Below are 26,827 nucleotides of genomic sequence, written 5' to 3' on the forward strand. Positions count from 1 at the left end.
GGCCCCCGTCGCTACAGTCGTCGCATGACTTACGGGAACCAGCCCGGCGACACGGGGGACCCGGGCAACAACTACCCGGGTTACGGTCAGCAGCCGGACTACGGCCAGGGCGGCTATCCCCAGCAGCCCACTTACGGCCAGCCGGGCTACGGCACGAAGGACACCCAGCCCGCCGGCGGCGGCTACGGGCAGGACTACGGCTACGGCCAGGGTTACCAGCAATACCAGCAGCCCGGCTACGACGCCGGCTACGCGCAGCCCGGCTACGGCTACGCCGCCACCCGGCCCACCAACGGCATGGCGGTCGCCTCGCTCGTGATGGGCCTGATCGGCCTCGTGCTCTGCGGCGTCACCGCCGTCCTGGGCGTGATCTTCGGCCACATCGCGATCAGCCGCATCAAGACCAGCGGCGAAGAGGGCCACGGCATGGCGGTCGCGGGCCTGGTGATCTCCTACATCACCATCGCCCTGTGGGTCATCCTCTGGCTGGCGTTCGGCGCCTTCATGCTGGCCATGGTCGGCATCGCCGAGAGCACCGACTACGGCAACACGATCCCCGACGACCTCTTCTCGTCGGTCCCCTCGTACTGACTCGTACTACCTTGGGGCGATGAGCTCCAGAACCGGCGCCGTCGCGGTCCCGGCCGCCGTCGGCGGCCTGCTCGCGGCGGCGACCGCGTTCGTCGCGCTGGTCGACCCCTCGCGGCCCGGTCACTATCCGGTGTGCCCGTTCCTGCTGGTCAGCGGGCTCTACTGCCCGGGGTGCGGCGGGCTGCGGGCGGTCCACGCGCTGACCCGGCTCGACGTCGGCGGCGCGTTGTCGTTCAACCCGCTGTTCGTTGCAGTCGCCCCTTTCCTGGTGTACCTGTGGGCGAAGTGGATCGCGTCCGCCTGGCGGGGGGTGCCGCTGCGCACCCGCCTGACGGCTCCCGTGGTCGTCTGGTCGTTCGCCGCGCTGGCCTTGTTGTTCGGGGTTGTACGCAATACGCCTTACGGCGCTTTTCTGGCGCCGTGACCGGCACCCGATGGCGGGCCGACGTCGGCAAGGCCGATACCATCGGGGGACGCAGTCGACCTGGAGGGATCCGGAGCACGTGAGCGAACGAGCCAGCAAGGGCGGTGAGGTCCGATGACGGTTCTCGACGACATTCTCGAGGGCGTCCGCGAAGACCTGGCCGAGCGGCAGAAGGCCGTGTCGATCGATGAGCTCAAGGAACGCGCCCGGCGCGCACCCACTCCGCGCGACGTCTTCGGGGCCCTGAAGGCCGACCGCGTCTCGGTCATCGCCGAGGTCAAGCGGTCGAGCCCGTCCAAGGGCGCGCTGGCGGCCATCGCCGACCCGGCCGCGCTCGCCGCCGACTACGAGGCCGGTGGCGCCCACGTCATCAGCGTTCTGACCGAACGCCGGCGCTTCGGCGGCAGCCTCGACGACCTCGCGGCGGTCCGCGCGGCGGTCGACATCCCGATCCTGCGCAAAGACTTCATCGTCACCGCCTACCAGCTCTGGGAGGCCCGCGCCTACGGCGCCGACCTGGCCCTGCTGATGGTCGTGTCGCTCGACCAGAACGCCCTCGTCTCGCTCATCGAGCGGTCCGAGTCGATCGGCCTGGTCCCGCTGGTCGAGGTCCACACCGAGGAGGAGCTGGAGCGCGCGGTCGACGCCGGCGCCAAGCTCATCGGCATCAACGCCCGCGACCTGCGCACTCTCGAGGTCGACCGCGAGGTGTTCGCCAGGCTCGCCCCGAAGGTGCCCGAGGGCATCGTCCGGATCGCCGAGTCGGGCGTGCGCGGCCCGCACGACCTGCTCGCCTACGCCCGCGCCGGCGCCGACGCCGTGCTGGTCGGCGAGAGCCTGGTCACCGGAAAAGACCCGCGTTCGGCGGTGAACGACCTGGTCACCGCGGGCGCCCATCCTTCGTCCCGCCAAGAACGGCAGTCGTGACCGGAGATTCGTCCATGTCCATCTCTGAGGGCACCCTCATCACCCCCGCCGACTTCGCCGGCGCCGGTTCGTCCGGCGACGTGAGCGAGCGGGGCAAGTTCGGCGTGTTCGGCGGGCGCTATGTGCCCGAAGCGCTGATCCCGGCCCTCGACGAGGTGGCCGCCGAATACGAGAAGGCCCGCAACGACCTCGAATTCATCCGTGAGTTCGACTTCCTGCTGCGCACCTACGCCGGCCGTCCCACGACGCTCACCGAGGTGCCCCGGTTCGCCGAGCAGGCGGGCGGCGCCCGGCTCATCCTGAAGCGTGAAGACCTCACCCACACGGGCGCCCACAAGATCAACAACGTGCTCGGCCAGGCCCTGCTGACCAAGCGGCTCGGCAAGAAGCGCGTCATCGCCGAGACCGGCGCGGGCCAGCACGGCGTCGCCACCGCGACCGCCGCCGCCCTGATGGGTCTCGAGTGCGTCATCTACATGGGCGCCGTCGACTGCGAGCGCCAGGCGCTCAACGTCGCCCGCATGAAACTGCTCGGCGCCACGGTCGTGCCCGTCACCAACGGCAGCCAGACCCTGAAAGACGCCATCAACGAGGCGTTCCGCGACTGGGTCACCAACGTCGACAGCACCCACTACCTGTTCGGCACCGTCGCAGGGCCCTACCCGTTCCCGGGCATCGTCCGCGACTTCGCCCGCATCATCGGCGTCGAGGCCCGCCGCCAGATGCTGGAGCTGACCGGCAAGCTGCCCGACGCGGTGTGCGCGGCGGTCGGCGGCGGCTCCAACGCCATCGGCATCATGCACGCCTTCATCGGCGACGAGGGCGTCGCGCTCCACGGCTACGAGGCCGGGGGCCGGGGCCTGGAGACGGGCGAACACGCGCTCACGCTGACGGCGGGTTCGATCGGCGTCCTGCACGGCTCGCGCACCTACGTCCTGCAAGACGACGAGGGCCAGACGATCGAGTCCCACTCGATCTCGGCCGGTCTCGACTACCCGGGCGTCGGCCCCGAGCACGCCTGGCTCAAGGACAGCGGCCGGGCCACCTACCACGGCATCACCGACGCCGAGGCGATGGAGGCCTTCGCCCTGCTCGCCCGCACCGAGGGCATCATCCCGGCGATCGAGTCGTCCCACGCCCTGGCCGGCGCGCTCAAGCTGGGCCGTGAGCTCGGCCCCGACGCCACCATCCTGGTCAACCTGTCCGGTCGAGGCGACAAGGACATGGGGACCGCGATGAAATACTTCAACCTGTAGCCGGAAGCCAGCCATGACGACACTTGCCACGGTCTTCGAGAAGGCCCGCGCGGAGAACCGCGCAGCGCTGGTGGGCTACCTGCCCGCCGGCTTTCCCACGATCGACGGCGCCATCGCCGCCGCGACCGCCCTGGTCGAGTCCGGCTGCGACGTGATCGAGATCGGCCTGCCCTACTCCGACCCGCTGATGGACGGCCCGACCATCCAGGACGCCGTCCACCGAGCCCTGGAGAACGGCACCCGCATCGCCGACGTGATGCGCACGGTCGAGGGCGTGGCCAAGTCGGGCGCGGCGACCCTCGTCATGACCTACTGGAACCCGATCGACCGCTACGGCGCCGACCGTTTCGCGCGTGACCTGGCCAACGCCGGGGGAGTGGGCACCATCACGCCCGACCTCACGCCCGAAGAGGCCGGCCCCTGGCGCGAGGCCAGCGCCTCGGCCGGCATCGACACGGTCTTCCTGGTCGCCCCGAGCTCGACAGAAGAGCGCATCGGCATCGTCGCGGAGTGCTGCACCGGCTTCGTCTACGCCGCCTCGCTCATGGGCGTCACCGGCGCCCGCTCCTCGGTCGGCGCCGCGGCGAAGGGCCTGGTCGAACGCACCCGCCCCCACGCCAAGGTCCCGGTCTGCGTGGGCCTCGGCGTCGGCACCGGCGCCCAGGCCGCCGAGGTCGCCGCCTACGCCGACGGCGTGATCGTGGGTTCGGCCTTCATCCGCCGCCTCCTCGACGCGCCGAGCGAGAAGGAGGGCCTCGCCTCGATCCGCGAACTCTCCGCGGAACTGGCGGAGGGCGTCCGCCGCTAGTTCTTCCTGTACGCAGCCACACGGCCGGTCACCCAAGAGGTGCCGGCCGTTCGGCTTTCCGGTCCATCCCGTTTTGGGGGCATGTGCGATGAAGTGGCGGAACGCGGCTCGCCTGCTGGTCGTGGCGCTGGTGGCCGGGCTTGCTTTCACCACCGCCGGTCCGACCTGCCGGGTGCGTCCTCTCACCGACGCCGAGCGCGCCGCGGTGTCCGAGGCGGCCTACGAGGAGATCCGGGCAGAGACGGCGGAGTGGCTCGCACCTTCGACGGACCCGGTTCCGCCTTGGCAGGACTCCAAGCCGGGCGTGGAGCCCGCGATCGGGATCGAAATCGTCGACCCGACGGTCTGCGTGCCGTAGCCGTCTCTTCCCCACCGGGGATTTACCTGGGCGACCCTGCCCATACCCGACCCCACGTTTCGGCTTACCGGGTGTTTATCGAGGTCATGGTGGGGTGGACTCCAATAGGTTCCGTGTCGGTGGCCGTACCGGCGGCCCCGGGACCTCAGAGGAGTCTGCGTGTCATCGCATCGTCGCGGCCCGAGTTCGTCACTCAGTGCATCTGTAGCTGTACCCTGGGTGACGACCGTCGCCCGGCTCGTGCTCGCAGGCGTGCTCATCGTCGCGGGGTGGCTGAAGGTCGGCGCCCCCGCTCTGTCGGTGCAGGCCGTGCGCGCCTACGAACTCTTGCCGGACCGGATCGCCACGGCCGTCGGATACGGCCTGCCCGTGCTGGAGATCGTCGTCGGAGTGCTCCTTGTCCTTGGCCTGCTCACCCGCCTGTCGGCGGTCGGCGCGGGGCTGCTCATGGTCGCCTTCGTCATCGGCATCGCCTCGGCGTGGGCGCGGGGGCTGCGCATCGACTGCGGCTGCTTCGGCGGCGGCGGACCGCTCGCCGAGGGGCAGGAGCCCTCGTACTTCTGGGAACTGGTGCGTGACTTCGGGCTGGTGGTGCTGGCGGGCTGGATCGCCTGGTTCACGCCCGGCCGGCTCGCGCTCGACACGCCCCTGGGGCTGGCCCCCCGCCCCTACGCCGAAGAGGAGGCCGGCGATCACGAGCCCGGGGCCAGTGATCACCAGGAAGAAGTGAAGGAGAACCACTGATGGGCAAAGGTGCCCGCGAGGCGACCGCCCGCGAGCGGATCGCGCAGCAGCGGAACGCCGACCGCAGGAAAGACCGCCATCGCCGCCTGGCCACGATGGTCACCATCGGCACGATCGCGGTCCTCGCCATCGGCGGCGGCGCCTGGTACGCCGCCGCCCGCGACACCGCCGAGCAGCAGACGGCGGCCGCGAAGCTCGCGCCGACCACGGTCAACGCCGACGGATCGGTGACCATGGCCCAGGCGGGGGTGACCGGGCCGGTGCTCGACGTCTACGAAGACTTCCAGTGCCCGGCCTGCAAGGCGCTCGAAGAGTCGTCGGGCCCGACGATCAAGAACCTGGCCTCCGAGGGCAAGGCCAAGGTCGTCTTCCACCCGATCACGATCTTCTCGATGGAGCCGACCAAGTCCAACTCGGTCCGCGCCGGGGCGGCGTCGCGCTGCATCACCAACGGGGCCCAGTGGCCGGCCTTCCACGACAAGCTCTTCGCCGAGCAGCCGTCGGAGACCGTCGAGGGCTTCCCGCTGACCGATCTGGTCGCCTGGGGCAAAGAGGTGGGCGTGACCTCGCCCGACTGGGAGAAGTGCGTGACCTCCCAGAAGTTCGCGCAGACCCAGCTCACCCAGTCCGACAAGATCATTCGGACCGAGAAGATCGAGGGCACCCCGGCGCTCAAACTGAACGGGAAGGAGCTCGACTCGAACGTCGCGTTCGTCCCCGCGAAGCTGCGTCAGGCCGTGCTCGCGGCGGGCAAGTAACCCTTGAAGACAGGGTGATCAACCTGAGACGGGCTCATTGGTGACGAGCGTGCGCGAGTGCGCCTCGGAGGCGGTAACGTCCTGTGACATGCCCCTCGCCTCGATCCCGAGCCCGTCGCAGGGGGTCTGGAATCTCGGACCCCTTCCCATCCGGGCCTATGCGCTCTGCATCGTGCTGGGCGTCGTCGTCGCCGTCTGGCTCGGCGAGCGCCGCTGGCGTGCCCGCGGAGGTCTGCCCGGCACGATCACCGACCTGGCCGTCTGGGCGGTCCCGTTCGGCCTGGTCGGTGGCCGGCTCTACCACGTGATCACCGACTATCAGCTCTACTTCGGGGCTGACGCGGAGAACGAGTGGTATCACATCTTCTTCATCTGGAAGGGCGGCCTCGGCATCTGGGGCGCGGTCGCGCTCGGCGGTGTCGGGGTCGCGATCGCCTGCCGCCGCCGCGGCATCTCGGTGACGGCCATCGCCGACACCCTGGCGCCCGGCATCCTGATCGCCCAGGGCATCGGCCGGTGGGGCAACTACTTCAACCAGGAGCTCTTCGGCGGCCCCTGCGACTACTCGTGGTGCCTGGAGATCGAGCCCGGCCGCGCGGGCACCGTGCCCGGCGCGCTGACCTACCACCCGACGTTCCTCTACGAATCGCTCTGGAACTTCGCGGTGGCGGGCCTGCTCCTTCTCATCGGCTCGCGTTTCACGCTTCGCCACGGCCGCCTCTTCGCCCTGTACGTGATGGGCTACACCCTCGGCCGCTTCTGGATCGAGGGCATGCGCTCCGACCCGGCCCACGACATCCTCGGCATGCGCCTCAACCAGTGGACGTCGATCGTCCTGTTCCTCGCGGCCCTGGCCTACTTCTGGCTGATGAGGAACAAGACCACCGAAGAGGTCATCGTCCCCGCCGGTGAGCTCCCGCCCGTGTCGGAAGGTGCGGAGGCCGACCCGGCCCACCTCCACGACCAGGCCGACGACCACGAGAACGAGGCCCGCCAGACCGGCGAAGACACCGACGACCCGGTCACCGGCGACGGAGACACTGGCGACAAGACGGAGAAGGCCGAGGAGGCCGGTCAGAGATGACCGGCGCCACTGGCCCGGAACTCCCCACCCACCACAGCCACCGTGACGTCAACGGTGGCTGGCTGCGCCCGGCGGTGTTCGGCGCGATGGACGGCCTGGTGTCGAACGTCGCGCTCATCGCCGGTGTGGCGGGCGGCACGGCCGACACCCGCGTGATCGCCCTCGCGGGTGTGGCGGGCCTGGCCGCGGGGGCGTTCTCGATGGCCGGTGGCGAATACGTCTCGGTGGCGAGCCAGCGCGAGCTGGCCCAGGCCGAGATCGCGGTCGAACGCCGCGAGATGGCCGTCCACCCCGAAGAGGAGGAGGCCGAGCTGGCCGCCCTCTACGAGCGGCGCGGCCTCGATCCCGAGCTGGCCGCCGAGGTGGCCCGGCAGATCTCCCGCAACCCCGAACAGGCTCTCGAAGTGCACACCCTCAACGAGCTCGGCGTGAAGTCCGGCGACCTGCCGTCGCCGGTGACCGCCGCCCTGTCGTCGTTCCTGTCCTTCGCCGTCGGCGCCGTGATCCCGCTGGTGCCCTACCTGGCCGGGTTCACCCACCTGTGGCTGTCGGCCGTGCTGTCCATGGTCGCGCTGTTCGGCGCGGGCGCGGTGGTCTCCCGGGTGACCGCGCGGAGCTGGTGGTTCACCGGCCTGCGCCAGCTGCTGGTCGGCGCGGTCGCCGCCGGGCTGACCTGGGGGCTGGGCTCGCTGATCGGGGCGAGCGGTCTGTGACCCCGTCCCAGCAGAAACCCGCCAGGCAGGCCCGCGCCAAGCGCCGTGCGGAGCCGGGGGAGCCCTGGGGCAGCGAGAAACTGGCCGAGATGGGGCTCACCGGCTTCCAGCAGAAGATCCTGGCGGTGCTGGCCTCGGTCGTCGGCATCCTGGTGATGGCGTTCGTGCTGGTCTACGTGGTCGAGGCGTTCGACGACGACCCCGTGGCCGAGCTGCAGTCGAGTTCGCCGCTGGGCCAGGCCCGGCCGTCCGACTACCGGGCGTGGGCGTCGCTGAAGCAGTTCGCGCCGATCGCCGACCGGGCCGCCGACGCGAAGCCGCTGACCGTCGAAGAGGTCTTCAACACCAAGACCCTGAAGGCCGGGAAGATCACCCTGAAGCTGGGCGAGCGCAAGCTCGACGCCGACTGCGCCACCACCGTCTGGGGCGACACCCTGATCGAGGCGATCGAGGGCGCCGGCTGCACCCAGGCCGCCCGCGCCCTGTTCACCAGCTCCGACGGCCGCTACGTCGCCCAGTACACCCTCTTCAATCTGGAGTCGGCGACCGCCGCCGACGAACTGGTCAAGGAGCTGAGCAGCCTCTACCGGGGCGGCTGGGTGCTGCCCCTGCAGAGCGCCCAGCCCGCGCTGACGGGCTTCACCGAGTCGAGCGGCCACGCCATGGGCCACTACGCGGGCCTGGTCTGGATCGGCCGCGCCGACGGCGCCGCCCCTGAAGACAAAGACGACATGGTGACCCTGAGCCTGGCCGTCCGCGAGGCCGAGAAGGTCGTCTACCGCCGCGTCGTCGCCGTGACCGGAGTCCCCGCCGGCTGACCGGGTGAGCCGTTTCCGCCACCTGGAGTGTTCGGAGAGTGAGATGTGCGCCCGCCCGGGCCTCGATCCCCGTCATGATGGGGGTCGAATCCGAGGTGAGGGTGGGACTGATGATGCGCGTGGTGGCCTTACCGGTGCTGCTGGCGGTGGTGTTGACGGCGTGCGCCGGGGGTGACGACGACGGGCATCGGCCGGGGACGGTCCGGGCGGAGGTCAGTTCGGCCATCTACGCGCCGATCGCGCGGCAGCAGGTCGACGCCGCGCCGCTGACCGAGCAGGAGGTCTTTCCCGCGGCCACCCTCGGGGCGATGAAGAAGGAGTCGGTGACCGTGAGCGCCGACTGCGCGGCGGCCGTGGGAACGGGCGTCGACGGGTGCACCCAGGTCGTCCGGGCGCTGTTCCGGGGGCCTGAGCTGGTGGGGCAGGTGGCGGTGTTCAACCTGGCCGACGTCGCCGCGTCGGACGCCTTCGTGAACCGGTTCAAGGAGGAGCTGTTCCTGACGCCGCTGGCGTCGGAGAACGGCGGGACCGCCATGGTCAGGGCGATGGGCCACTTCGTGTCGGTGAGCTGGGTGTCGGCCGACGGCGACGCCAGGCCCGACCTGGCCGAGCCGCTGGCCGCCCTCGACCTGGCCTCACGCTTCGTCCAGGCCCGGATCCTCGCTCTCTAGGCTGCGGGCGACCTCCGTCGCGAGGTGGTCGAGGCGGTGCATCGGCAGTTCCAGCGCCGTCGCTGCGGCCCACTCGGGGATGCGGGCTCTGGCCTGGTTCTTCGTCAGGCCGAGCGCCGAGACGAGGCCCTCGCGCCAGGTGTTGGCGACCTTGCCGTGGCTGTTGGACAGGATCCGCCGCGTGATGGCGTCGGGGGCGGGCGGGAGCCGTACAGAAGAAGGGGTTCCGAAGACGCGGACCTCGGCGTCGCGGGCGGCGAGGACCAGGCGCGGGAGGGCGGCCTCCAGGCCGGCCGGGGCGTGGATGGCCACGCGGGAGACGTGGGCGGCGTAGGGCTTGGCCAGCCAGGTCGAGAGGCGGACGCGGGGCACGCCCGGGAGCAGGTCGCGGGGCCAGTCGCCGACCAGCAGGTCGGGGGCGTAGTCGCCCGGGTCGGGGGGCGCGGCCTGCGCCGACTCGACCGACTGCGGGCCCTGGGTGTAGATCGCGGTGGCCAGGCGGTCGACGCGGGAGGCCACGGCGGGCCAGGTCTTGGTGGTCGGGCGCAGGACGTAGAGGTCGGCGGCGCTGCCGATGGCCTCGGCGCCGTCGTAGCGGTTGAAATCGGGGTAGATCGCCTCGTTGAGCAGTTGCAGGTCCGCCAGGGCGTGCTGGACCTTGAGCGCCAGCATCGGGGTGCGCTCGGAGGCGCCGTAGGCCAGCAGCACGCGGCCCTCGTCGCGGTCGCGGAGACCTTCGAGACCCCGGGCGACGAACAGGCCGACGCCGTCGGGGGTGTACGGCGGGTCGGTGATCGCCAGGTCGGCGAACCCGCGCGCCGACGGGGGCAGCCCGAACCGCAGGTCGGCCCAGCGGGTGGTGACCCCGAGGTCCTGCTCGTCGATGTAGGCCAGGATCCGGTCGTCGATGTCGACGACCATGACCTCGACCTCGGGATGGATCAGCCGGACCGCCAGCGACGTGAGGTCGTGGTCGCCCACGCAGAGCAGCCGCGAACCGGGCAGCCAGAACCGCGCGCCCAGCAGCAAAGCCCGCCGCACCACGGTCTCCGGCGTCGCCGACACATGATCGAGAGCGGACCGCCCGCGCGGCGCCTTCGCGATGAGCGAAGCCATCCGCTCGACCACCGAAGTGTCCACCAGATGAGACACCGGGTCCGAAATAGAGGACGATATCGAAATGTTGTAGAGTTTGACCTGTTCAGTTGGGATTCGGACGTGCTGGTCGCGATGCTCAAGGGGGAGCACCCGCATCAGCGCCTCGATCGTCCTCCGGGACGTCGCCGTCTCCCTGACCACGTCGGCGAGTGTCCACCACTGACCGTTCGACAGGAGATTGACGGCCCTGCGCAACCGCCATCCATCGACACCGGCACGCGCGTAGAGCTCCTCGATCGACATACGCGAAACCTTAGTGGGCCCGGCAGGTGCCATCCGGAAACGGTGGGGTAACCTCTACTCACTTACAACTGCAGCAGGGCCAGCGTCGTCCCTCTGTCACCACGCAGAAGAAGACGACGGGAGTGATTTCATGCCTGCTGCCCGCCATGGCCGTCCTGGGGACCTTCCCGAGCCTCAGGGCCTTTACGACCCCTCGTACGAGCATGACGCCTGTGGTGTCGCCATGGTGGCCGACGTCCACGGCCGCCGCAGTTACGACATCGTCGAAAAGGCTCTGACCGCGCTCATCAACCTCGACCACCGGGGTGCTCGGGGGAGCGAACCGGACACCGGTGACGGCGCCGGCATCCTGACGCAGATCCCCGACGCGTTCTTCCGCTCGGTCGTCCCCTTCTCCCTGCCCGAGGCCGGGAAGTACGCCGCCGGCATCGCCTTCCTGCCGATCGACGCGCAGGCACGGGCGATCGCCCTGCGGATGATCGACGAGATCGCGGCCGAGGAGAACGTCACCGTGCTCGGCTGGCGCGACGTGCCCGTCGACACGCGGCACGCCGGTCCGTCGGCCCGCGCCGTGATGCCCCACTTCACCCAGCTCTTCGTCAGCTCCGGCGACCTGTCGGGCATCGAGCTCGACCGCGCCGCCTTCGCGTTCCGCAAGCGGGCCGAGCACGAGGCCGACGTCTACTTCGCGTCGCTCTCCAGCCGGACCACCGTCTACAAGGGCATGCTGACCCCGCAGCAGGTCGAGCCTTTCTTCCCCGACCTGTCGGACGAGCGCTACGTGTCGGCCATCGCGCTGGTGCACTCGCGCTTCTCCACCAACACGTTCCCGTCGTGGCCGCTGTCGCACCCCTACCGCTACGTCGCCCACAACGGTGAGATCAACACCGTCAAGGGCAACCGCAACTGGATGCGCGCCCGCGAGACGATGCTCGACACCGACCTCATCCCCGGTGACCTGGAGCGGCTGTTCCCGATCTGCGACCCCGACGGCTCCGACACCGCCTCGTTCGACGAGACGCTGGAGCTGCTGCACCTCGGTGGCCGGTCGCTGCCGCACGCCGTGCTGATGATGATCCCGGAGGCGTGGGAGAACCACACGGAGATGGACCCGGCCCGCCGGGCCTTCTACGAGTTCCACTCCACGCTGATGGAGGCCTGGGACGGCCCCGCGTCGATCTCGTTCTCCGACGGCACCGTCGTCGGCGCCGTGCTCGACCGCAACGGCCTGCGTCCCGGCCGCTTCTACGTCACCGACGACGGCCTGGTCATCCTGGGCTCCGAGGCGGGCGTGCTGTCCGACATCCCGCAGGAGAAGATCGTCCGCAAGGGCCGTCTCCAGCCGGGCAAGATGTTCCTGGTCGACACCGCCCAGGGCCGGATCATCGAAGACGACGAGATCAAGGCCGAGCTCGCCGCCGCCGAGCCCTACGAGGAGTGGCTGCACGCCGGTCTGGTGCGGTTCGAGGAGCTGCCCGAGCGCGAGCACGAGCACCCCACCCACGAGGCCCTCGTCAAGCGCCAGCAGACCTTCGGCTACACCGAGGAAGAGCTGCGCATCATCCTCACCCCGATGGCCAGGACCGGCGCCGAGCCGATCGGGTCGATGGGCACCGACAGCCCCGTGGCCGCCCTGAGCGACAAGCCCCGGCTGCTGTTCGACTACTTCAGCCAGCTGTTCGCGCAGGTCACCAACCCGCCGCTCGACGCCATCCGCGAGGAGCTCGTCACCTCGCTCCAGTCGACGATCGGGCCCGAGGGCAACCTGCTCGACCCGACCGCGGTGTCGTGCCGCCGGCTCGTGCTGCCCTACCCGGTGATCGACAACGACGAGCTGGCGAAGATCGTCCACATCAACGACGAGGGCGCCCTGCCGGGCTTCCAGCCGCATGTGGTCTCCGGTCTGTTCCACGTCGGCGGGGGCGGCGACGCGCTGACCCGGCGGCTGCAGGAGATCCGTGAAGAGGTCTCCCAGGCCATCGCCGACGGCGCCCGCATCATCGTGCTGTCCGACCGCGGGTCGAACGCCGAGAAGGCGCCGATCCCGTCGCTGCTGCTGACCGGCGCGGTGCACCACCACCTGATCCGCGAGAAGTCGCGCACCCGGGTGGGCCTGGTCATCGAGACCGGCGAGGCGCGCGAGTGCCACCACATGGCCCTGCTCGTCGGCTACGGCGCCAGCGCCATCAACCCCTACCTGGCGATCGAGACCGTCGAGGAGCTGTTCCCCGGCGACGCCAAGGCCGTCCGTAACCTGATCAAGGCGTACGGCAAGGGCGTCCTCAAGGTCATGTCCAAGATGGGCGTGTCCACGGTGGCGTCGTACACCGGAGCCCAGATCTTCGAGGCCCTGGGCCTCGGGGCCGAGGTCATCGCCGAGTGCTTCACCGGCACCACCTCGCGGCTCGGCGGCGTCGGCTTCGACGTGCTGGCCAAGGAGGCGCTGCAGCGGCACACCAAGGCGTACCCGCGGGCCGAGAACGCCCACCGGCGCCTGGAGGTCGGCGGCGAATACCAGTGGCGGCGCGAGGGCGAGCCCCACCTGTTCAACCCGACGACGGTCTTCAAGCTCCAGCACGCCACCCGCACCCGGCGTTACGAGATCTTCAAGGAGTACACCGACCTGATCGACGGTCAGGCCGAGACGCTGATGACGCTGCGCGGGCTGTTCAAGCTCCGCCCGGCGGCCGGCGGCCCGGTCCCGATCGACGAGGTCGAGCCGGTCTCCGAGATCGTCAAGCGGTTCTCCACCGGCGCGATGTCCTACGGCTCCATCTCGATGGAGGCCCACGAGACCCTCGCGATCGCGATGAACCGGCTCGGCGCCAAGTCGAACACCGGTGAGGGCGGCGAGGACCCCGAGCGCCTCTACGACCCGGCCCGCCGTTCGTCGATCAAGCAGGTGGCCTCCGGCCGCTTCGGCGTGACCTCGGAATACCTGGTCAACGCCGACGACGTGCAGATCAAGATGGCCCAGGGCGCCAAGCCCGGCGAGGGCGGCCAGCTGCCCGGCCACAAGGTCTACCCGTGGATCGCCAAGACCCGGCACTCCACGCCGGGCGTCGGCCTGATCTCGCCGCCGCCGCACCACGACATCTACTCGATCGAGGACCTAGCCCAGCTCATCCACGACCTGAAGAACGCCAACCCGCAGGCCCGCATCCACGTGAAGCTGGTCTCCGAGGTCGGCGTCGGCACGGTCGCGGCGGGCGTCTCCAAGGCCCACGCCGACGTCGTGCTGATCTCCGGTCACGACGGCGGCACCGGCGCTTCGCCTTTGACGAGCTTGAAGCACGCGGGCACTCCCTGGGAGCTCGGCCTGGCCGAAACCCAGCAGACCCTGCTGCTCAACGGGCTCCGCGACCGGATCGTGGTGCAGGCCGACGGCCAGCTCAAGACCGGCCGCGACGTCATCATCGCCGCCCTCCTCGGCGCCGAGGAGTACGGCTTCGCCACCGCTCCCCTCGTCGTGAGCGGCTGCGTCATGATGCGCGTCTGTCACCTCGACACCTGCCCGGTGGGCGTGGCGACCCAGAACCCCGAGCTGCGCAAGCGCTTCACCGGCAAGCCGGAGTTCGTGGTCAACTTCTTCGAGTTCATCGCCGAAGAGGTCCGCGAATACCTGGCCGAGCTGGGCTACCGCTCGCTCGACGAGGTCATCGGCCACAGCGAACTGCTCGACACCGAAGACGCCGTCAGCCACTGGAAGGCCCAGGGTCTCGACCTCGCGCCGATCCTCTACCAGCCCGACCTGCCCGCGGGCACCCCGCGTCAGCGGGTCGTCGAGCAGGACCACGGTCTGGCGCAGGCGCTCGACAACACGCTGATCCAGCTCGCCGAGGGCGCGATCGAGTTCGGCCAGCAGGTCACGCTGGAACTGCCGATCCGCAACGTCAACCGGACCGTCGGCACCATGCTCGGCCACCACGTCACCAAGAAGTGGGGCGGGGCGGGCCTGCCGGAGAACACGATCGACGTGAGCTTCACCGGCTCGGCGGGCAACTCCTTCGGCGCGTTCGTGCCGAAGGGGATCACGCTGCGGCTGACCGGCGACGCCAACGACTACGTCGGCAAGGGCCTGTCGGGCGGCCGGATCACGGTCACCCCGCCGAGCGACCTGCTCGACGGCCAGATCGTGGCCGGCAACGTCGGCCTCTACGGCGCGACCTCCGGCGAGGCGTTCATCCGGGGCGTGGTGGGCGAGCGGTTCTGCGTCCGCAACTCCGGCGCCACGGCGGTCGTCGAGGGCGTGGGCGACCACGGCTGCGAGTACATGACCGGCGGCAGGGCCGTCGTCCTCGGGCCGACCGGCCGTAACTTCGCGGCCGGCATGTCCGGCGGTGTCGCGTACGTGCTGGACATCAAGCCCGAGCGGGTCAACCGCGAGATGGTCGAGCTCGAGACGCTGGGCGCCGAGGACTCCGAGATCGTCCGCGAACTCGTCGAGAAGCACCTGGCCGAGACCGGTTCGCCGGTGGCCAAGGGGCTGCTCGCCGACTGGGAGGCGTCCGCCGCCAGGTTCGGCAAGATCATGCCGATCGACTACAAGCGGGTGCTCACCGCCAGGGCCACGGCCGAGGCCGAGGGCCGCGACATCGACGAGGCCATCATGGCCGCGGTGCACGGATAAGGGGGGTAACGACATGGCCGACCCGAAGGGGTTCCTCACTCACACGCGTGAGCTGCCGACCCGCCGTCCGGTGGACGTGCGGATCCGCGACTGGCGCGAGGTCTACGTCGACTTCGCCCCGGAGAAGCTGACCAAGCAGGCCGCGCGCTGCATGGACTGCGGCATTCCGTTCTGCCACAACGGCTGCCCGCTCGGGAACCTCATCCCCGAGTGGAACGACCTGGTCTACCGCGACGACTGGCGCGAGGCCGTCGAGCGGCTCCACGCGACCAACAACTTCCCCGAGTTCACCGGCCGCCTGTGCCCGGCTCCGTGCGAGGCGGCCTGCGTGCTCGGCATCAACTCCGACCCGGTGGCGATCAAGAGGGTCGAGGTCGAGATCATCGACCGCGCCTTCGCCGAGGGCTGGGTCACCCCCCAGCCGCCGCTGGAGAAGACGGGCAAGAAGATCGCGGTCGTCGGCTCCGGGCCCGCGGGCCTGGCCGCCGCCCAGCAGCTCACCCGCGCCGGGCACGACGTCGTCGTGTTCGAGCGGGCCGACGCCATCGGCGGGCTGCTCCGCTACGGCATCCCCGAGTTCAAGATGGAGAAGCGGCACATCGACCGCCGTCTCGACCAGATGAGGGCCGAGGGCACCGAGTTCCGCACCGGCGTCAACGTCGGCGTCGACATCACGGCCGCCGAACTGCGCGAGCAGTTCGACGCGATCGTGCTCGCGGGCGGGGCCACCGCCTGGCGCGACCTGCCCGTCACCGGGCGCGACGCGGTCGGCGTCTACCAGGCGATGGAGTACCTGCCCCCGGCCAACCGGGCGCTGGCCGACTCGGAGATCAACGCCAACGGCAAGCACGTCGTGGTCATCGGCGGCGGTGACACCGGCGCCGACTGCATCGGCACCGCGATCCGCCAGGGCGCCGCCTCGGTGACCCAGCTGGAGATCATGCCGATGCCGCCGGAGGCGCGTCCGGCCGGGCAGCCGTGGCCGACGTTCCCGATGCTGTTCAAGATGGAGTCGGCCCACGAGGAACTCGCCGACGGCGGGGGAGCGCGGGTCTACGCCGTCTCGACGACCGAGTTCGTCAAGGACGCCGACGGCAACCTCCAGGCGATCAAGGTGGTGGACGTCGAGGGCCCCGGGGCCGGCTTCAAGGCCATCCCCGGCACCGAGCGCGAACTGCCCGCCCAGCTCGTCACCCTGGCGATGGGCTTCGTCGGCCCGCAGCACGCCGGGCTCCTCGACGACCTGGCGACCGCCTCGGCCGGGGAGTTCTACGACCCGCGCGGCAACGTCGCCCGCAACCGGACCTACGAGTCGGGCGTCGAGGGCGTCTTCGTGGCCGGTGACATGGGCCGCGGCCAGTCGCTGATCGTGTGGGCGATCGCCGAGGGCCGCTCCGCCGCCGCCGCGGTCGACGACTACCTGACCGGGGCGACCGCCCTGCCGGTGGCCATCCCGCCGACGGCGCGTCCGCTGGTCTAGCAACGCAGCAGCACGGCAAACGGTGTCCCCAGGTATTCCCTGGGACACCGTTTCGCTGTTTCCGGGTGATCGGTAAGGGCAATTCCGATATATCTGGACGTTCCGAGCGAAGGAGGACGTGTGGGCAAGGCAGTTTTCGCGGGTCTGGCGTTGACCCTGCTGGCCACGGCCTGCGCGGCCCCTGTGGGCACCGACGCGTCACAGGACTACCTCGTGTTCTACACGCCCGGCCAGGGAAAGACCGCGACCGACGCGGTCGAGGCCACCGGCGGCGACGTCCTGTCGGACGACGCGGAGCTCGGCTACCTGGTGGCCCGTGCCACGCGGATCCCGTCGAGCCCGGCCATCGTCGGCGTGCTGGAGGACAAACCCATCGGCGAGATCGCCCGGGTGAAGCGGGCCGAGGGGCCCGTCGCCGCGGTGAAGAACGAGCCGCTCGCCTCCCGCCAGTGGGACATGAGGATGATCGGGGCGACGCCGACGGGGTCGTACAAGACCCAGATCGGCAACCACAAGGTGCTGGTCGGCGTCATCGACACCGGGATCGACGGCAAGCACCCCGACATCGCGCCCAACTTCAACCGGACGCTGTCGCGCAACTTCGTCACCGACCGGCCGAAGGACAGCAAGGGCAAGAACCTCGACGGCCCGTGCGAGTACAAGGGCTGCAAGGACCCGGCCGACGTCGACGACGACGGCCACGGCACCCACGTGGCCAGCACGATCGCCTCGCCGCTGAACGGCATCGGCATCGGCGGCGTCGCGCCCGGCGTCTCGCTGGTCAACCTGCGGGCGGGCACCGACTCGGGCTACTTCTTCCTCAAGCCGACCATGGACGCCCTCAAATACGCCGGCGACCAGGGCATCGACGTGGTGAACATGTCGTTCTACGTCGACCCGTGGAACTTCAACTGCCCGGCCAACCCCGCCGACACGGCGGCCCAGCAGTCGGAGCAGAAGGCGATCATCGAGGGCATGACCCGCGCGGTCAACTACGCCCGCTCGCGCGGGGTGACCCTGATCAGCGCCATCGGCAACGGCTCCACCGACCTCGGCAACCCGACCAAGGACACCGGCAGCCCCGACTACCCGGCGGGCGCCGCCAAGTCGCGCATGATCGACAACACCTGCCTGAACATCCCGGCCGAACTGCCCGGCGTGATCACGGTGACCTCGGTCGGCCCGAGCAAGCGCAAGGCGGTCTACTCCGACTACGGCGCCGAGCAGGCCGACATCGCCGCCCCCGGCGGCGACGGCTCCGACAAGGGCACCTCACTGAAGGGCTTCACCCGCGAGATCCTGGCCGCCGCGCCCGCGAACGCGATGAAGGCGCAGGGCATGCTCGACAAGCAGGGCAAGCCGATCATCTCCTCGATCATCCGGGAGTGCAAAGCCGGCACCTGCTCCTACTACCAGTACCTGGAAGGCACCTCGATGGCCGCGCCGCACGTCACCGGGGTCGCGGCGCTGCTGGTGGCCCGGTTCGGCAAGCCCGGCAAGGGCGGCCTGCACCTCGACCCGGCGCGGCTGGAGAGCCTGCTCTACGCCTCGACCCACGACCGGGGCTGCCCGGCGTCGGGCAACTACCGCTACTCGGCCGGGGTGACCCACGCCTGCGAGGGCACCGCGTCGCAGAACGGGTTCTTCGGTAACGGCATCGTCAGCGCGCAGAAGGCGGTCACGATTCCGGGTACCTAGTCAGAGATGAGTAGCCGGACGGATCCCGGCTGTCCGTTCTCTTTCTAGGTTCGAGAAATGATTTATCACGTTTTGTGGCAAACCGTGATGGTCGTGCATTTCATCGTCATCGCGTACATCGCTCTGGGCGGGTTCCTGGCCTGGCGGTGGCCCCGCCTGATCTGGCCCGCCGTGGGTTTCTCCCTGTGGGGGGCCATTCAGCTCACCGGGATCGTCGAGTGCCCCTTGACGGCCCTGGAGAACTGGGCCCGCGCCCGCGCGGGCGACGACCTGCTCAAACCGGGCGGGTTCATCGACACGTACATCACCGGCGTGGTCTATCCGACGCGCTACCTCACCGAGGTCAGGGTCGGGATCATCGCGGTGATCGCGATCTCCTGGACCGGGTTCGCGGTGATCCAGTATCGCCGTCACGTGGCGGGGAAGTCGCAGACCTCGATCGCGTAGTTGAGCAGCTTCTCCTGGACGTCCTTGGGCGGGGTGACGATCATCCGATACGTCTCCCCGCCCTCGGTGTGTCCCCAGACCTGGAACAGGTAGGCCTGCTTGGCCTCGGCGAAGGCGTGCGGGTCGCAGCGGGTGGGCCGGATCGTGACCGGGATCTCCTGCTTACCGGGCTCGACCACCGCGACGGGGCGCCTCTTCTCCGGTTCCAGGACGTAGTGCGTCGTGCCGTCGATGTCGTCGATCGTCACGTGACGGGTGCTCGTCACGCTGAGCGTGCCCTTGAGGTCGTCGCCGTCCCGCGTGAAGGCCGGGCCGAAGGCGATCGTGGCCGCCTGCTTCAGGATGTACTCCCCGCACTCGTACTTCACGAGCTGCGTCAGCAGGCCGTCGGTGACCGGGATCGGGAACCGGAACTCCTTGGGCTGCGCGTCGCCCACCGCGATCGTGGCGACGATGCTCGTCGGCTTCACCGGCGGGATGGCCGTGGCCTCGCAACGGGCCTTTCCGTAGGTGATCGGGAAGTCGGTGCGCGGGGTCGTCCCCAGCGTCGTGTCCACCTTCACCGGGGCCGAGGCCTCGAACGAGCCGGAGTCGAGCCGCAGGTCGCTGATGTGCAGGGGAGTGGTGCCGGAGTTGGAGACCGACACCTGGATCCGGTGGACCGCGACATCCGAACGCCACTGCTGCAACGCGACGGAAACACCGGTGGGGGGCGTGGCGGATTCGGTAGCCTGTCCACCGCACGCGAGGACGCTCATCAGCGTCGAGACGGCAGCCAACCTCCTGAAACACCCCATGACGGGCAACGTTAGGACACGTCGGCTATCGCGTGAAGTCATTGACAATTTGGCCACAGCTATGGGCGCCGTCACATTCAAGTGGTCTGGACCAATTAGGCTAGGACTCGTGAGCCGTCGAGCAAAGATCGTCTGTACCCTAGGTCCCGCCACCTCATCTCCGGAACGGCTGCGGGAGCTGATCAGCGCGGGCATGGACGTCGCCCGCTTCAACCTCTCTCACGGCAGCCATGAGCTGCACAAAGAGATTTTCGACCGGGTGCGGGAGGCCGCCGAGGAGCTCGGCCGCGCCGTTGGCGTGCTGGCCGACCTCCAGGGACCGAAGATCCGGGTGGGCAAGTTCGCCTCCGGGCCGGTCCGCCTCGGCGTCGGTGACATCATCACGATCACCACCGAAGACGTCCCCGGAGACCGCGACATGGTCTCCACCACATATGAGGGTCTCCCCGGCGACGTGAAGCCGGGCGACACCATCCTCGTCGACGACGGCCGTCTCCACCTGGAGGTCGACAAGGTCGAGGGTCCCCGGGTGACCACCCGCGTGATCGTCGGCGGCATGATCTCCGACAACAAGGGCCTGAACCTGCCGGGCGTGGCCGTCAGCGCCCCGGCCCTGACCGAGAAGGACGAGACCGACCTCCGCTGGGCTCTCCGCACCGGTTTCGACATGATCGCGCTGTCGTTCGTGCGCGCGCCGGAGGACGCCGACATCGTCCACCGCATCATGGAGGAAGAGGGCGTCACCCTGCCCCTCATCGCCAAGATCGAGAAGCCGCAGGCCGTCGACGCCCTCGAGGCGATCGTCGACCGTTTCGACGGCGTCATGGTCGCCCGTGGCGACCTGGGCGTGGAGCTTCCGCTGGAGCAGGTCCCGATCGTCCAGCGCCGGATCATCGAACTCTGCCGCGAGAAGGCCCACCCGGTCATCGTGGCGACCCAGATGCTCGACTCGATGATGGCCGCACCCCGGCCGACCCGGGCCGAGACCTCCGACGTGGCCTACGCCGTCATGGACGGCGCCGACGCGGTCATGCTGTCGGGCGAGACGTCGGTCGGCAACTACCCGATCGAGTCGGTCTCGACGATGGCCCGCATCGCCGCCGCCGCGGAGGGCGCGACCCTGCACGCCACCCACCACTTCGACCGGCGTCCCGAGTCGACCGGTGGCGCCATCGCCCGCGCGGCCGCCGAGGTCGGCGCCATCGTGGGCGCCAAGGCCCTGGTGGCGTTCACCATGTCGGGTGAGACCGCGCGCCGCCTGGCCCGCTATCGCAGCCCGATCCCGCTGATCGCGTTCACCTCGAACCCGCAGGTGCGTGGCCAGCTCGCGCTGACGTGGGGCGTGGAGACCTTCGAGGTGCCGTTCGTGCACCACACCGACGACATGGTCCGTCAGGTGGAGGCGTCCCTGCTCGCCCTCGGCACGTTCGAGAAGGGCGACAAGATCGTCATCGTGGCGGGCTCGCCTCCCGGCAACCCCGGGTCGACCAACGCCCTGCGCGTCCACATCATCGGCTCGGCCGTGGCTCACCCGAACCTCGGCTAGTCGCTCGGCGAAACGGCCGTCACGTACGACGTGGCGGCCTTTCGGCTTTCCGGTGGTGGTTACGCTGCGTACACAAAGATCACGAAGAGGATCCGGGCGTTACTGAGGGGTGCCCCGAGTGGGATTCGAACCCACACTTGATGGATTTTGAGGCCATTGACTCTGCCGTTGGTCTATCGGGGCGTGCGTGGTCCCAATCTAGCGGACGTCGGTAACCTCTTGTGCGTGAGTGGAACGCAGCGGCGAGTGGTGATCGCGGAAGACGAGGCCCTGATTCGCCTCGACCTGAAGGAGATGCTGGAGGAAGACGGCTACGCCGTCGTCGGCGAGGCCGGTGACGGGGAGAGCGCCGTGAAGCTCGCCACCGAGCTCCGGCCGGACCTGGTGATCCTCGATGTGAAGATGCCCGTCCTCGACGGCATTTCGGCCGCCGAGCAGATCGTGTCGGAGCGCATCGCCCCGTGCCTGATCCTGACGGCGTTCTCGCAACGAGACCTGGTCGAGCGGGCGCGGGACGCCGGGGCGATGGCCTACCTGGTCAAACCGTTCACGAAGGGTGACCTGGTACCGGCCATCGAGATGGCGGTCAGCCGCCACGAGGAGATGGCGGCCCTGGAGAAGGAGGTCACCACCCTCTCCGACCGGCTGGAGACCAGGAAGCTCGTCGAACGGGCGAAAGGCCTGCTCATGGCCCAGCACGGCTGGACCGAACCGCAGGCCTTCCGGTGGATCCAGAAGGCCTCGATGGACCGGCGGCTGAGCATGCGCCAGGTCGCGCAGATCGTGGTGACAGAGGCGGCCGGGACGCCTGATACGACCGCCTGAACCGACCAAGATCCCTCCGGCTCGCGACCGCGCAGGTCAGAGCCGGAGGGTTTGTGTTGAGGTCTTATTACGACTCCGCATCCAAGTGTCCACAGTTCAGACGCTTTCCTGTTCACGCCCCCGGGAGTTATGTACGTTTCCAGCATTCGAACGGGGCGGTGTCCTGGTTGAACCCGGCGCCCCGTTGCATGGATGAAGGAGACACTTCATGATCCGCATTGCCCCCATGGGGCGGGTGCTGGCAGTCGCCGCGGCCGCCAGCCTTGCCCTGACCGCCTGTGGTGGTGGCGAGGAGACGGCCGCGCCGGCCACCTCGGCGCCGGCCGCGACCAGCGCGGCTCCCGCCACTACGGCGGCGACCGCGGGCGACGGCACCCTCACCATCGGCTCGATCCTGCCCCAGACTGGTGACCTGGCCTTCCTCGGCCCGCCGGAGTTCGCGGGCGTCGACCTCGCCGTGGAAGAGATCAACGCTGCCGGCGGTGTCCTCGGGAAGCCGGTGACCAAGATCCACGCCGACTCCGGCGACGCCAAGACGGACATCGCTTCGCAGTCCGTCGACGGCCTGCTGCAGCAGAAGGCCGACGCGATCATCGGTGCCGCTTCCTCCGGTGTGTCCCTCACCGTGATCGACAAGATCGTCAACGCCGGTGTGGTCCAGTTCTCCCCGGCGAACACCTCGCCGGAGTTCACGACCTACAACGACAAGGGCTTCTACTTCCGTACCGCCCCGTCGGACGTGCTCCAGGGTCGTGTTCTCGGTGACCTGATGATCCAGGACGGCGGCGAGAACATCGCCATCCTGAACCGCCAGGACTCCTACGGCACCGGCCTCGCGGCCGAGGTCAAGAAGTCGGTCGAGAGCGGCGGCGGCACCATCGCCGGCGAAGTCGCCTACGACCCGGCCGCCCCCGACTTCTCGGCCGACGTCGCGAAGATCAAGGAAGCCAACCCCGACTCGATCGCGCTGATCTCCTTCGACGAGACCAAGAAGCTCATCCCCGAGCTCGAGAAGCAGGGTCTCGGCCCCGACAAGGTCAAGATCTACTTCGTCGACGGCAACCTGGCCGACTACTCGGCCGACTTCCCCGAGGGTCTTCTCGAGGGCGTCAAGGGCACCCTGCCCGGCGCCGCCTCCGAGGGTGACTTCAAGGAGAAGCTGCTCAAGACCAACCCCGACCTGAAGGACTTCAGCTACGCGCCGGAGTCCTACGACGCCACCATCCTGATCGCCCTGGCCGCCGAGGCGGGCAAGGACGACTCGGGCACCGGCATCTCGAAGAACCTGGTCGCGGTCAGCAAGGGCGGCACGAAGTGCACCGACTTCAAGGCCTGCGTCGACCTGCTGAAGGCCGGCACCGACATCGACTACGACGGCATCAGCGGTCCGGTCGAGTTCTCGGACGCGGGTGACCCGTCGGAGGCCACCATCGGCATCTACAAGTACGGCAAGGACAACAAGTACACCAACGAGACCTACCTCGCCGGCAAGGTCTGAGGCTGAACTTCCCCTCAGCCCACCAAAGGCCCCCGTCGTCCGCAAGGACGGCGGGGGCCTTTGCCCGTTTCTGGCGGCTTGTCCGATGTATGAATATGCAACCTCACTGCGCCCCCCGTTCGGCCGCCGTGATCGATCTCAGGGCCGCTCAGGCCTTCCCGGCGCAGACCCGCTCGATCGCGGTGGCCGCCGCGCGCCATTCCTTCAGTGCCGCGACCGCCTTCTCGTGCGGGGTCGCGGCCGGGACCAGCTCCCGGATGACCCGTTTCAGCGTCGCGGTGTGCTCGGCCAGCTCCGCCGGCAGCTTCGCACCGTAGGTCAGGATCACGCCCTCCCCATAGGCGATCCGCCCCCGCACCCCCTCGCCGAACTCCTGGCCCTCCTCCTGCCCCGCGGGCTTCAGGACGATCTCGGCGAACCCCAGTGCCGACACCACCCGCTGGCACGGGTCGTCGCCGGGCTCGGTCCCCGTCATGTACCGGTCGGAGGGCGCCGCGACAGGATCGGGCGGCGGGGGAGTGGTGGCGCAGGCGGTCAGGGCGGCGAGGGCGAGCGCGGTGAGCAGGCGGCCGGGTGTCATGGGCGGAACCCCCTTCTTCTCGTACGAAACCAGAAAAGGCCACCGAGGAAACCCCGGTGGCCTTTTCAGAGGGAGACGTCAGGCCTTGGCCAGCGTCCCCAGGTAGAGCTCGATGACCTTCGGGTCCTTGATCAGTTCCTTGCCGGTCGCGGTGTAGGCGTTGCGGCCCTGGTCCAGCACGTAGCCGCGGTCGCAGATCTGCAGGCAGCGGCGGGCGTTCTGCTCGACCATGACCACGGTCACCCCGGCCCGGTTGATCTGCTGGGCCTGGATGAACACCAGGTCCTGCAGCTTGGGCGACAGGCCGGCCGACGGTTCGTCCAGGAGCAGCACCGACGGCTCGGTCATGAGCGCGCGGCCCATGGCGACCATCTGGCGCTCGCCGCCCGACAGGGAGCCGGCCCGCTGCTTGCGGCGCTCCTTGAGGGCGGGGAAGATCTCGCAGACGAAGTCGAAGCGTTCCTTGAACTTCTTGGGCGTCTGGAAGGCGCCCATCTCCAGGTTCTCCTCGACGCTCAGCGACGGGAACACGTTGTTGGTCTGCGGCACGAAGCCGACACCGCGCTCCACGAGCGCGTGGGCCTTCAGGCCGGTGATGTTCTCGCCCTTGAGGGTGATCGACCCCGACCGGACCTCCACGAGCCCGAACAGCGCCTTGAGCAGGGTCGACTTACCGGCACCGTTGGGGCCGATGATGCCGATCAGCTCGCCGTCGTTCACGTAGAGGTCGGCGCCGTTGAGGATGTTCACGCCCGGCAGGTAACCCGCGAGCAGTTCGTCGCAGCGCAGCAGCGCGCTCCCGGCGGCGGCCACGTGGGCCGAGCGGTCGACGATCACGTTCGAGTCGGCGGCGCTCATTCCTTGACCTCCTTCTCCAGCTCGGCGTCGAGTTCGGCCTCGGCCTCGTGGAGCTGCCGCTCCTCTTCCTCGGCCGAGAGGGGCGCGTCGTGGTGGGCGCCCAGGTAGGCGTCCACGACCCGGTGGTCGGACATGACGCTGTCCGGCGGGCCCTCGGCGATGACCTCGCCCTGGGCCATCACGATGACCCAGTCGGAGATGTCGCGGACCATGTCCATGTCGTGCTCGACGAACAGGACGGACATCCCGAGCTCGCGCAGGTTCTTCACGTGGCCGAGCAGCGACTGCGTCAGGGCCGGGTTCACACCGGCCATCGGCTCGTCGAGCATGACCAGCTCGGGGTCGCCCATGAGGGCGCGGGCCATCTCCAGCAGCTTGCGCTGGCCGCCCGAGAGGCTGCCGGCGAAGTCGTCGCGCTTGGCGTCGAGCTTGAAGCGCTGGAGCAGTTCCTCGGCCTTGGCCGTGATCTCGTCCTCCTGGCCGCGCCACAGGCCCGGGATCAGGCCGCGGAAGAAGTTCTCCCCCCGCTGCGCCTGCGCCCCCAGCCGCATGTTCTCGATCACCGTGAGCTTCGAGAGCGCCTTGGTGAGCTGGAACGTGCGGACCATGCCCTGACGGGCGACCTTGTAGGCCGACACGCCGTTCATGTTCCTGCCGTTGAAGGTCCACTGACCCTCGTCGGCGGTGTCGAAGCCGGTGAGCTGGTTGAAGAACGTGGTCTTGCCGGCGCCGTTGGGGCCGATCAGGGCGGTGATGCTGCCCCGCTGGATCTCGACGTGGTTCACGTTCACGGCGGTCAGACCACCGAAGCGGCGCACCACGTTGTCGACGACGAGGATCGGGTCGGGCTTGGCGACACCGGGTTCGGCGGCCATGCCCTCGAACGCCTTGAGCGCGGCGGCCTTCCCGGCGGGGAGCGAGTCAGCGTGCATCGATTGAGATCTCCCTCTTGTCCCCGAAGATGCCCTGCGGCCGGTAGATCAGCAGCAGCATGAGTCCGAGGCCGACGAGCATCAGGCGGATCGCGCCGACCTGGTTGACCGTGATGAACGTGATCACACCGCTGTTGACGGCCGTTTCCATCCCCTGGCCGACGAAGATGAGCAGCAGCCAGAACAGCATCGAACCGACGATCGGGCCCAGGATGCGGGCCGCGCCACCGAGGATCAGCACGGTGTAGGCGTAGAACGTCAGGTCGGTCGAGTACAGGTCGGGCTGCACGGCCGACCGGCTCAGGGCGAAGATGAAACCGCCCATCGAGCCGATGATGCCGCCGATGACCAGCGCCTGCATCTTGTACGAGAACACGTTCTTGCCGAGGCTGCGCACGGCGTCCTCGTCCTCGCGGATCGCCTTGAGCACGCGGCCCCACGGGCTCTTCATCGCCATGAACAGGATGAACGACGCGATGGCGACCAGTGCCCAGCCGACCGTCAGCACCCACATCGACCGGTTGTCGAAACCGATGATCGGCGGGATGCCGTAGTCCCCCGGGGGATAGGGGTTCAGGTCGTAGAACGAGCCCGAGAAGGCCTGGAGGCCGTCGGTGCCGCCGAAGGTGTCCGACAGCGCGACCGACCGCACGACGAGGCGGACGATCTCCGCCGCCGCGATGGTGACGATGGCCAGGTAGTCGGCCCGCAGCCGCAGGGTCGGGATGCCCAGCAACAGGGCCATCACGGCGGCCAGCAGCAGGCCGATTCCCACGCCCAGGAAGAAGGGCAGGCCGAAGGTGGCGACGGTCACCGCGATGGAGTAGGCGCCGATGGCCAGGAAGCCGGCCTGGCCGAAGTTGAGCAGGCCGGTGTAGCCGAACTGCACGTTGAGGCCGATCGCCGCGAGGGCGTAGATGATGGCCTCGGAGCCGATGCCGGCTTCGACGGCACGGCTGATGACGAATGTCCAGTCCATGTGT

The 26,827-nt window shown here is 69.3% G+C and carries 25 protein-coding genes and 1 tRNA gene; 19 read left to right on the forward strand and 7 right to left on the reverse strand.

Annotated features, from left to right (window positions below; genetic code table 11):
• The first annotated feature begins 24 nt into the window (after nucleotides 1-24).
• From ACYQ78_RS03280 to ACYQ78_RS03335, 12 genes are all read left to right on the forward strand, one after another.
• Nucleotides 25-591: a DUF4190 domain-containing protein gene (locus ACYQ78_RS03280; RefSeq protein WP_459799142.1), complete on the forward strand. Its 567-nt coding sequence runs from the start codon at nucleotides 25-27 to the stop codon at nucleotides 589-591.
• Nucleotides 592-610: 19 nt separating this feature from the next.
• Nucleotides 611-1,015, forward strand: a complete 405-nt coding sequence (locus tag ACYQ78_RS03285) for a DUF2752 domain-containing protein (protein ID WP_459799143.1) — start codon at nucleotides 611-613, stop codon at nucleotides 1,013-1,015.
• 114 nt (nucleotides 1,016-1,129) lie between these two features.
• Nucleotides 1,130-1,942 (forward strand): indole-3-glycerol phosphate synthase TrpC, encoded by an 813-nt coding sequence (gene trpC, locus ACYQ78_RS03290; RefSeq protein WP_459799144.1) that lies wholly within the window; start codon nucleotides 1,130-1,132, stop codon nucleotides 1,940-1,942.
• A 14-nt stretch (nucleotides 1,943-1,956) separates the two neighbouring features.
• Nucleotides 1,957-3,198, forward strand: coding sequence for a tryptophan synthase subunit beta (trpB, locus tag ACYQ78_RS03295; protein WP_459799145.1), 1,242 nt, complete (start codon nucleotides 1,957-1,959; stop codon nucleotides 3,196-3,198).
• Nucleotides 3,199-3,211: 13 nt separating this feature from the next.
• The gene (gene trpA, locus ACYQ78_RS03300; protein WP_459799146.1) at nucleotides 3,212-4,006 is read left to right on the forward strand and encodes a tryptophan synthase subunit alpha; all 795 of its coding nucleotides are present in this window, start codon (nucleotides 3,212-3,214) and stop codon (nucleotides 4,004-4,006) included.
• Between the two features lie 88 nt (nucleotides 4,007-4,094).
• Complete coding sequence (locus tag ACYQ78_RS03305) at nucleotides 4,095-4,364, forward strand: hypothetical protein (protein ID WP_459799147.1); 270 nt, start codon at nucleotides 4,095-4,097, stop codon at nucleotides 4,362-4,364.
• A 219-nt stretch (nucleotides 4,365-4,583) separates the two neighbouring features.
• Nucleotides 4,584-5,108: a MauE/DoxX family redox-associated membrane protein gene (locus ACYQ78_RS03310; protein ID WP_459799148.1), complete on the forward strand. Its 525-nt coding sequence runs from the start codon at nucleotides 4,584-4,586 to the stop codon at nucleotides 5,106-5,108.
• On the forward strand, nucleotides 5,108-5,866 hold the full coding sequence (locus ACYQ78_RS03315) for a thioredoxin domain-containing protein (RefSeq protein ID WP_459799149.1): 759 nt from the start codon (nucleotides 5,108-5,110) through the stop codon (nucleotides 5,864-5,866). Before ACYQ78_RS03310 ends, ACYQ78_RS03315 begins: the two co-directional genes overlap by 1 nt.
• An 88-nt stretch (nucleotides 5,867-5,954) precedes the next feature.
• A complete protein-coding gene (gene lgt, locus ACYQ78_RS03320; protein ID WP_459799150.1) occupies nucleotides 5,955-6,950 on the forward strand; it encodes a prolipoprotein diacylglyceryl transferase in 996 nt (331 codons plus the stop codon).
• Nucleotides 6,947-7,663 (forward strand): VIT1/CCC1 transporter family protein, encoded by a 717-nt coding sequence (locus ACYQ78_RS03325; RefSeq protein WP_459799151.1) that lies wholly within the window; start codon nucleotides 6,947-6,949, stop codon nucleotides 7,661-7,663. The genes lgt and ACYQ78_RS03325 overlap by 4 nt, the downstream gene beginning before the upstream one ends.
• Entirely contained in the window at nucleotides 7,660-8,481 is an 822-nt protein-coding gene (locus tag ACYQ78_RS03330; protein WP_459799152.1) for a hypothetical protein, read from the forward strand. Before ACYQ78_RS03325 ends, ACYQ78_RS03330 begins: the two co-directional genes overlap by 4 nt.
• A 110-nt stretch (nucleotides 8,482-8,591) precedes the next feature.
• Entirely contained in the window at nucleotides 8,592-9,152 is a 561-nt protein-coding gene (locus ACYQ78_RS03335; protein WP_459799153.1) for a hypothetical protein, read from the forward strand.
• On the opposite strand, the gene ACYQ78_RS03340 is transcribed toward ACYQ78_RS03335, so the two are convergent.
• Nucleotides 9,117-10,553: a bis-aminopropyl spermidine synthase family protein gene (locus tag ACYQ78_RS03340; RefSeq protein ID WP_459799154.1), complete on the reverse strand. Its 1,437-nt coding sequence runs from the start codon at nucleotides 10,551-10,553 to the stop codon at nucleotides 9,117-9,119. The genes ACYQ78_RS03335 and ACYQ78_RS03340 overlap by 36 nt on opposite strands.
• Nucleotides 10,554-10,683: 130 nt before the next feature.
• Here ACYQ78_RS03340 and gltB point away from each other — a divergent pair, with 130 nt between their 5' ends.
• The 4 genes from gltB to ACYQ78_RS03360 all read left to right on the forward strand — a co-directional run bounded on the left by gltB (nucleotide 10,684) and on the right by ACYQ78_RS03360 (nucleotide 18,808).
• Nucleotides 10,684-15,183, forward strand: a complete 4,500-nt coding sequence (gene gltB, locus ACYQ78_RS03345) for a glutamate synthase large subunit (RefSeq protein ID WP_459799155.1) — start codon at nucleotides 10,684-10,686, stop codon at nucleotides 15,181-15,183.
• Nucleotides 15,184-15,196: 13 nt separating this feature from the next.
• Nucleotides 15,197-16,663 (forward strand): glutamate synthase subunit beta, encoded by a 1,467-nt coding sequence (locus ACYQ78_RS03350; protein WP_459799156.1) that lies wholly within the window; start codon nucleotides 15,197-15,199, stop codon nucleotides 16,661-16,663.
• Between the two features lie 120 nt (nucleotides 16,664-16,783).
• On the forward strand, nucleotides 16,784-18,361 hold the full coding sequence (locus ACYQ78_RS03355) for a S8 family peptidase (RefSeq protein WP_459799157.1): 1,578 nt from the start codon (nucleotides 16,784-16,786) through the stop codon (nucleotides 18,359-18,361).
• Nucleotides 18,362-18,418: 57 nt separating this feature from the next.
• A complete protein-coding gene (locus ACYQ78_RS03360; protein ID WP_459799158.1) occupies nucleotides 18,419-18,808 on the forward strand; it encodes a DUF2784 domain-containing protein in 390 nt (129 codons plus the stop codon).
• Here the strand turns inward: ACYQ78_RS03360 and ACYQ78_RS03365 are convergent.
• Complete coding sequence (locus ACYQ78_RS03365; RefSeq protein WP_459799159.1) at nucleotides 18,772-19,587, reverse strand: hypothetical protein; 816 nt, start codon at nucleotides 19,585-19,587, stop codon at nucleotides 18,772-18,774. The two genes, ACYQ78_RS03360 and ACYQ78_RS03365, sit on opposite strands and share 37 nt — an antisense overlap.
• Before the next feature lie 127 nt (nucleotides 19,588-19,714).
• On the opposite strand from ACYQ78_RS03365, the gene pyk reads away from it, so the two are divergent.
• Entirely contained in the window at nucleotides 19,715-21,151 is a 1,437-nt protein-coding gene (gene pyk, locus ACYQ78_RS03370) for a pyruvate kinase (protein ID WP_459799160.1), read from the forward strand.
• 110 nt (nucleotides 21,152-21,261) lie between these two features.
• On the opposite strand, the gene ACYQ78_RS03375 is transcribed toward pyk, so the two are convergent.
• Nucleotides 21,262-21,334: transfer RNA gene (locus ACYQ78_RS03375), tRNA-Leu, on the reverse strand.
• Between the two features lie 36 nt (nucleotides 21,335-21,370).
• Between ACYQ78_RS03375 and ACYQ78_RS03380 the strand changes: the two genes are divergently transcribed.
• Both ACYQ78_RS03380 and ACYQ78_RS03385 read left to right on the forward strand, forming a co-directional pair.
• The gene (locus ACYQ78_RS03380) at nucleotides 21,371-21,976 is read left to right on the forward strand and encodes an ANTAR domain-containing response regulator (RefSeq protein ID WP_459799161.1); all 606 of its coding nucleotides are present in this window, start codon (nucleotides 21,371-21,373) and stop codon (nucleotides 21,974-21,976) included.
• Nucleotides 21,977-22,184: 208 nt separating this feature from the next.
• Nucleotides 22,185-23,474: an ABC transporter substrate-binding protein gene (locus ACYQ78_RS03385; protein WP_459799162.1), complete on the forward strand. Its 1,290-nt coding sequence runs from the start codon at nucleotides 22,185-22,187 to the stop codon at nucleotides 23,472-23,474.
• Nucleotides 23,475-23,622: 148 nt separating this feature from the next.
• On the opposite strand, the gene ACYQ78_RS03390 is transcribed toward ACYQ78_RS03385, so the two are convergent.
• From ACYQ78_RS03390 to ACYQ78_RS03405, 4 genes are all read right to left on the reverse strand, one after another.
• Nucleotides 23,623-24,054, reverse strand: a complete 432-nt coding sequence (locus ACYQ78_RS03390) for a hypothetical protein (protein ID WP_459799163.1) — start codon at nucleotides 24,052-24,054, stop codon at nucleotides 23,623-23,625.
• 78 nt (nucleotides 24,055-24,132) lie between these two features.
• Entirely contained in the window at nucleotides 24,133-24,912 is a 780-nt protein-coding gene (locus ACYQ78_RS03395; protein ID WP_459799164.1) for an ABC transporter ATP-binding protein, read from the reverse strand.
• Nucleotides 24,909-25,844, reverse strand: coding sequence for an ABC transporter ATP-binding protein (locus ACYQ78_RS03400; RefSeq protein WP_459799165.1), 936 nt, complete (start codon nucleotides 25,842-25,844; stop codon nucleotides 24,909-24,911). The genes ACYQ78_RS03395 and ACYQ78_RS03400 overlap by 4 nt, the downstream gene beginning before the upstream one ends.
• Nucleotides 25,834-26,823, reverse strand: a complete 990-nt coding sequence (locus ACYQ78_RS03405) for a branched-chain amino acid ABC transporter permease (RefSeq protein WP_459799166.1) — start codon at nucleotides 26,821-26,823, stop codon at nucleotides 25,834-25,836. Before ACYQ78_RS03405 ends, ACYQ78_RS03400 begins: the two co-directional genes overlap by 11 nt.
• Nucleotides 26,824-26,827: the final 4 nt, after the last annotated feature.

This window comes from Herbidospora sp. RD11066 (genome assembly GCF_054661255.1).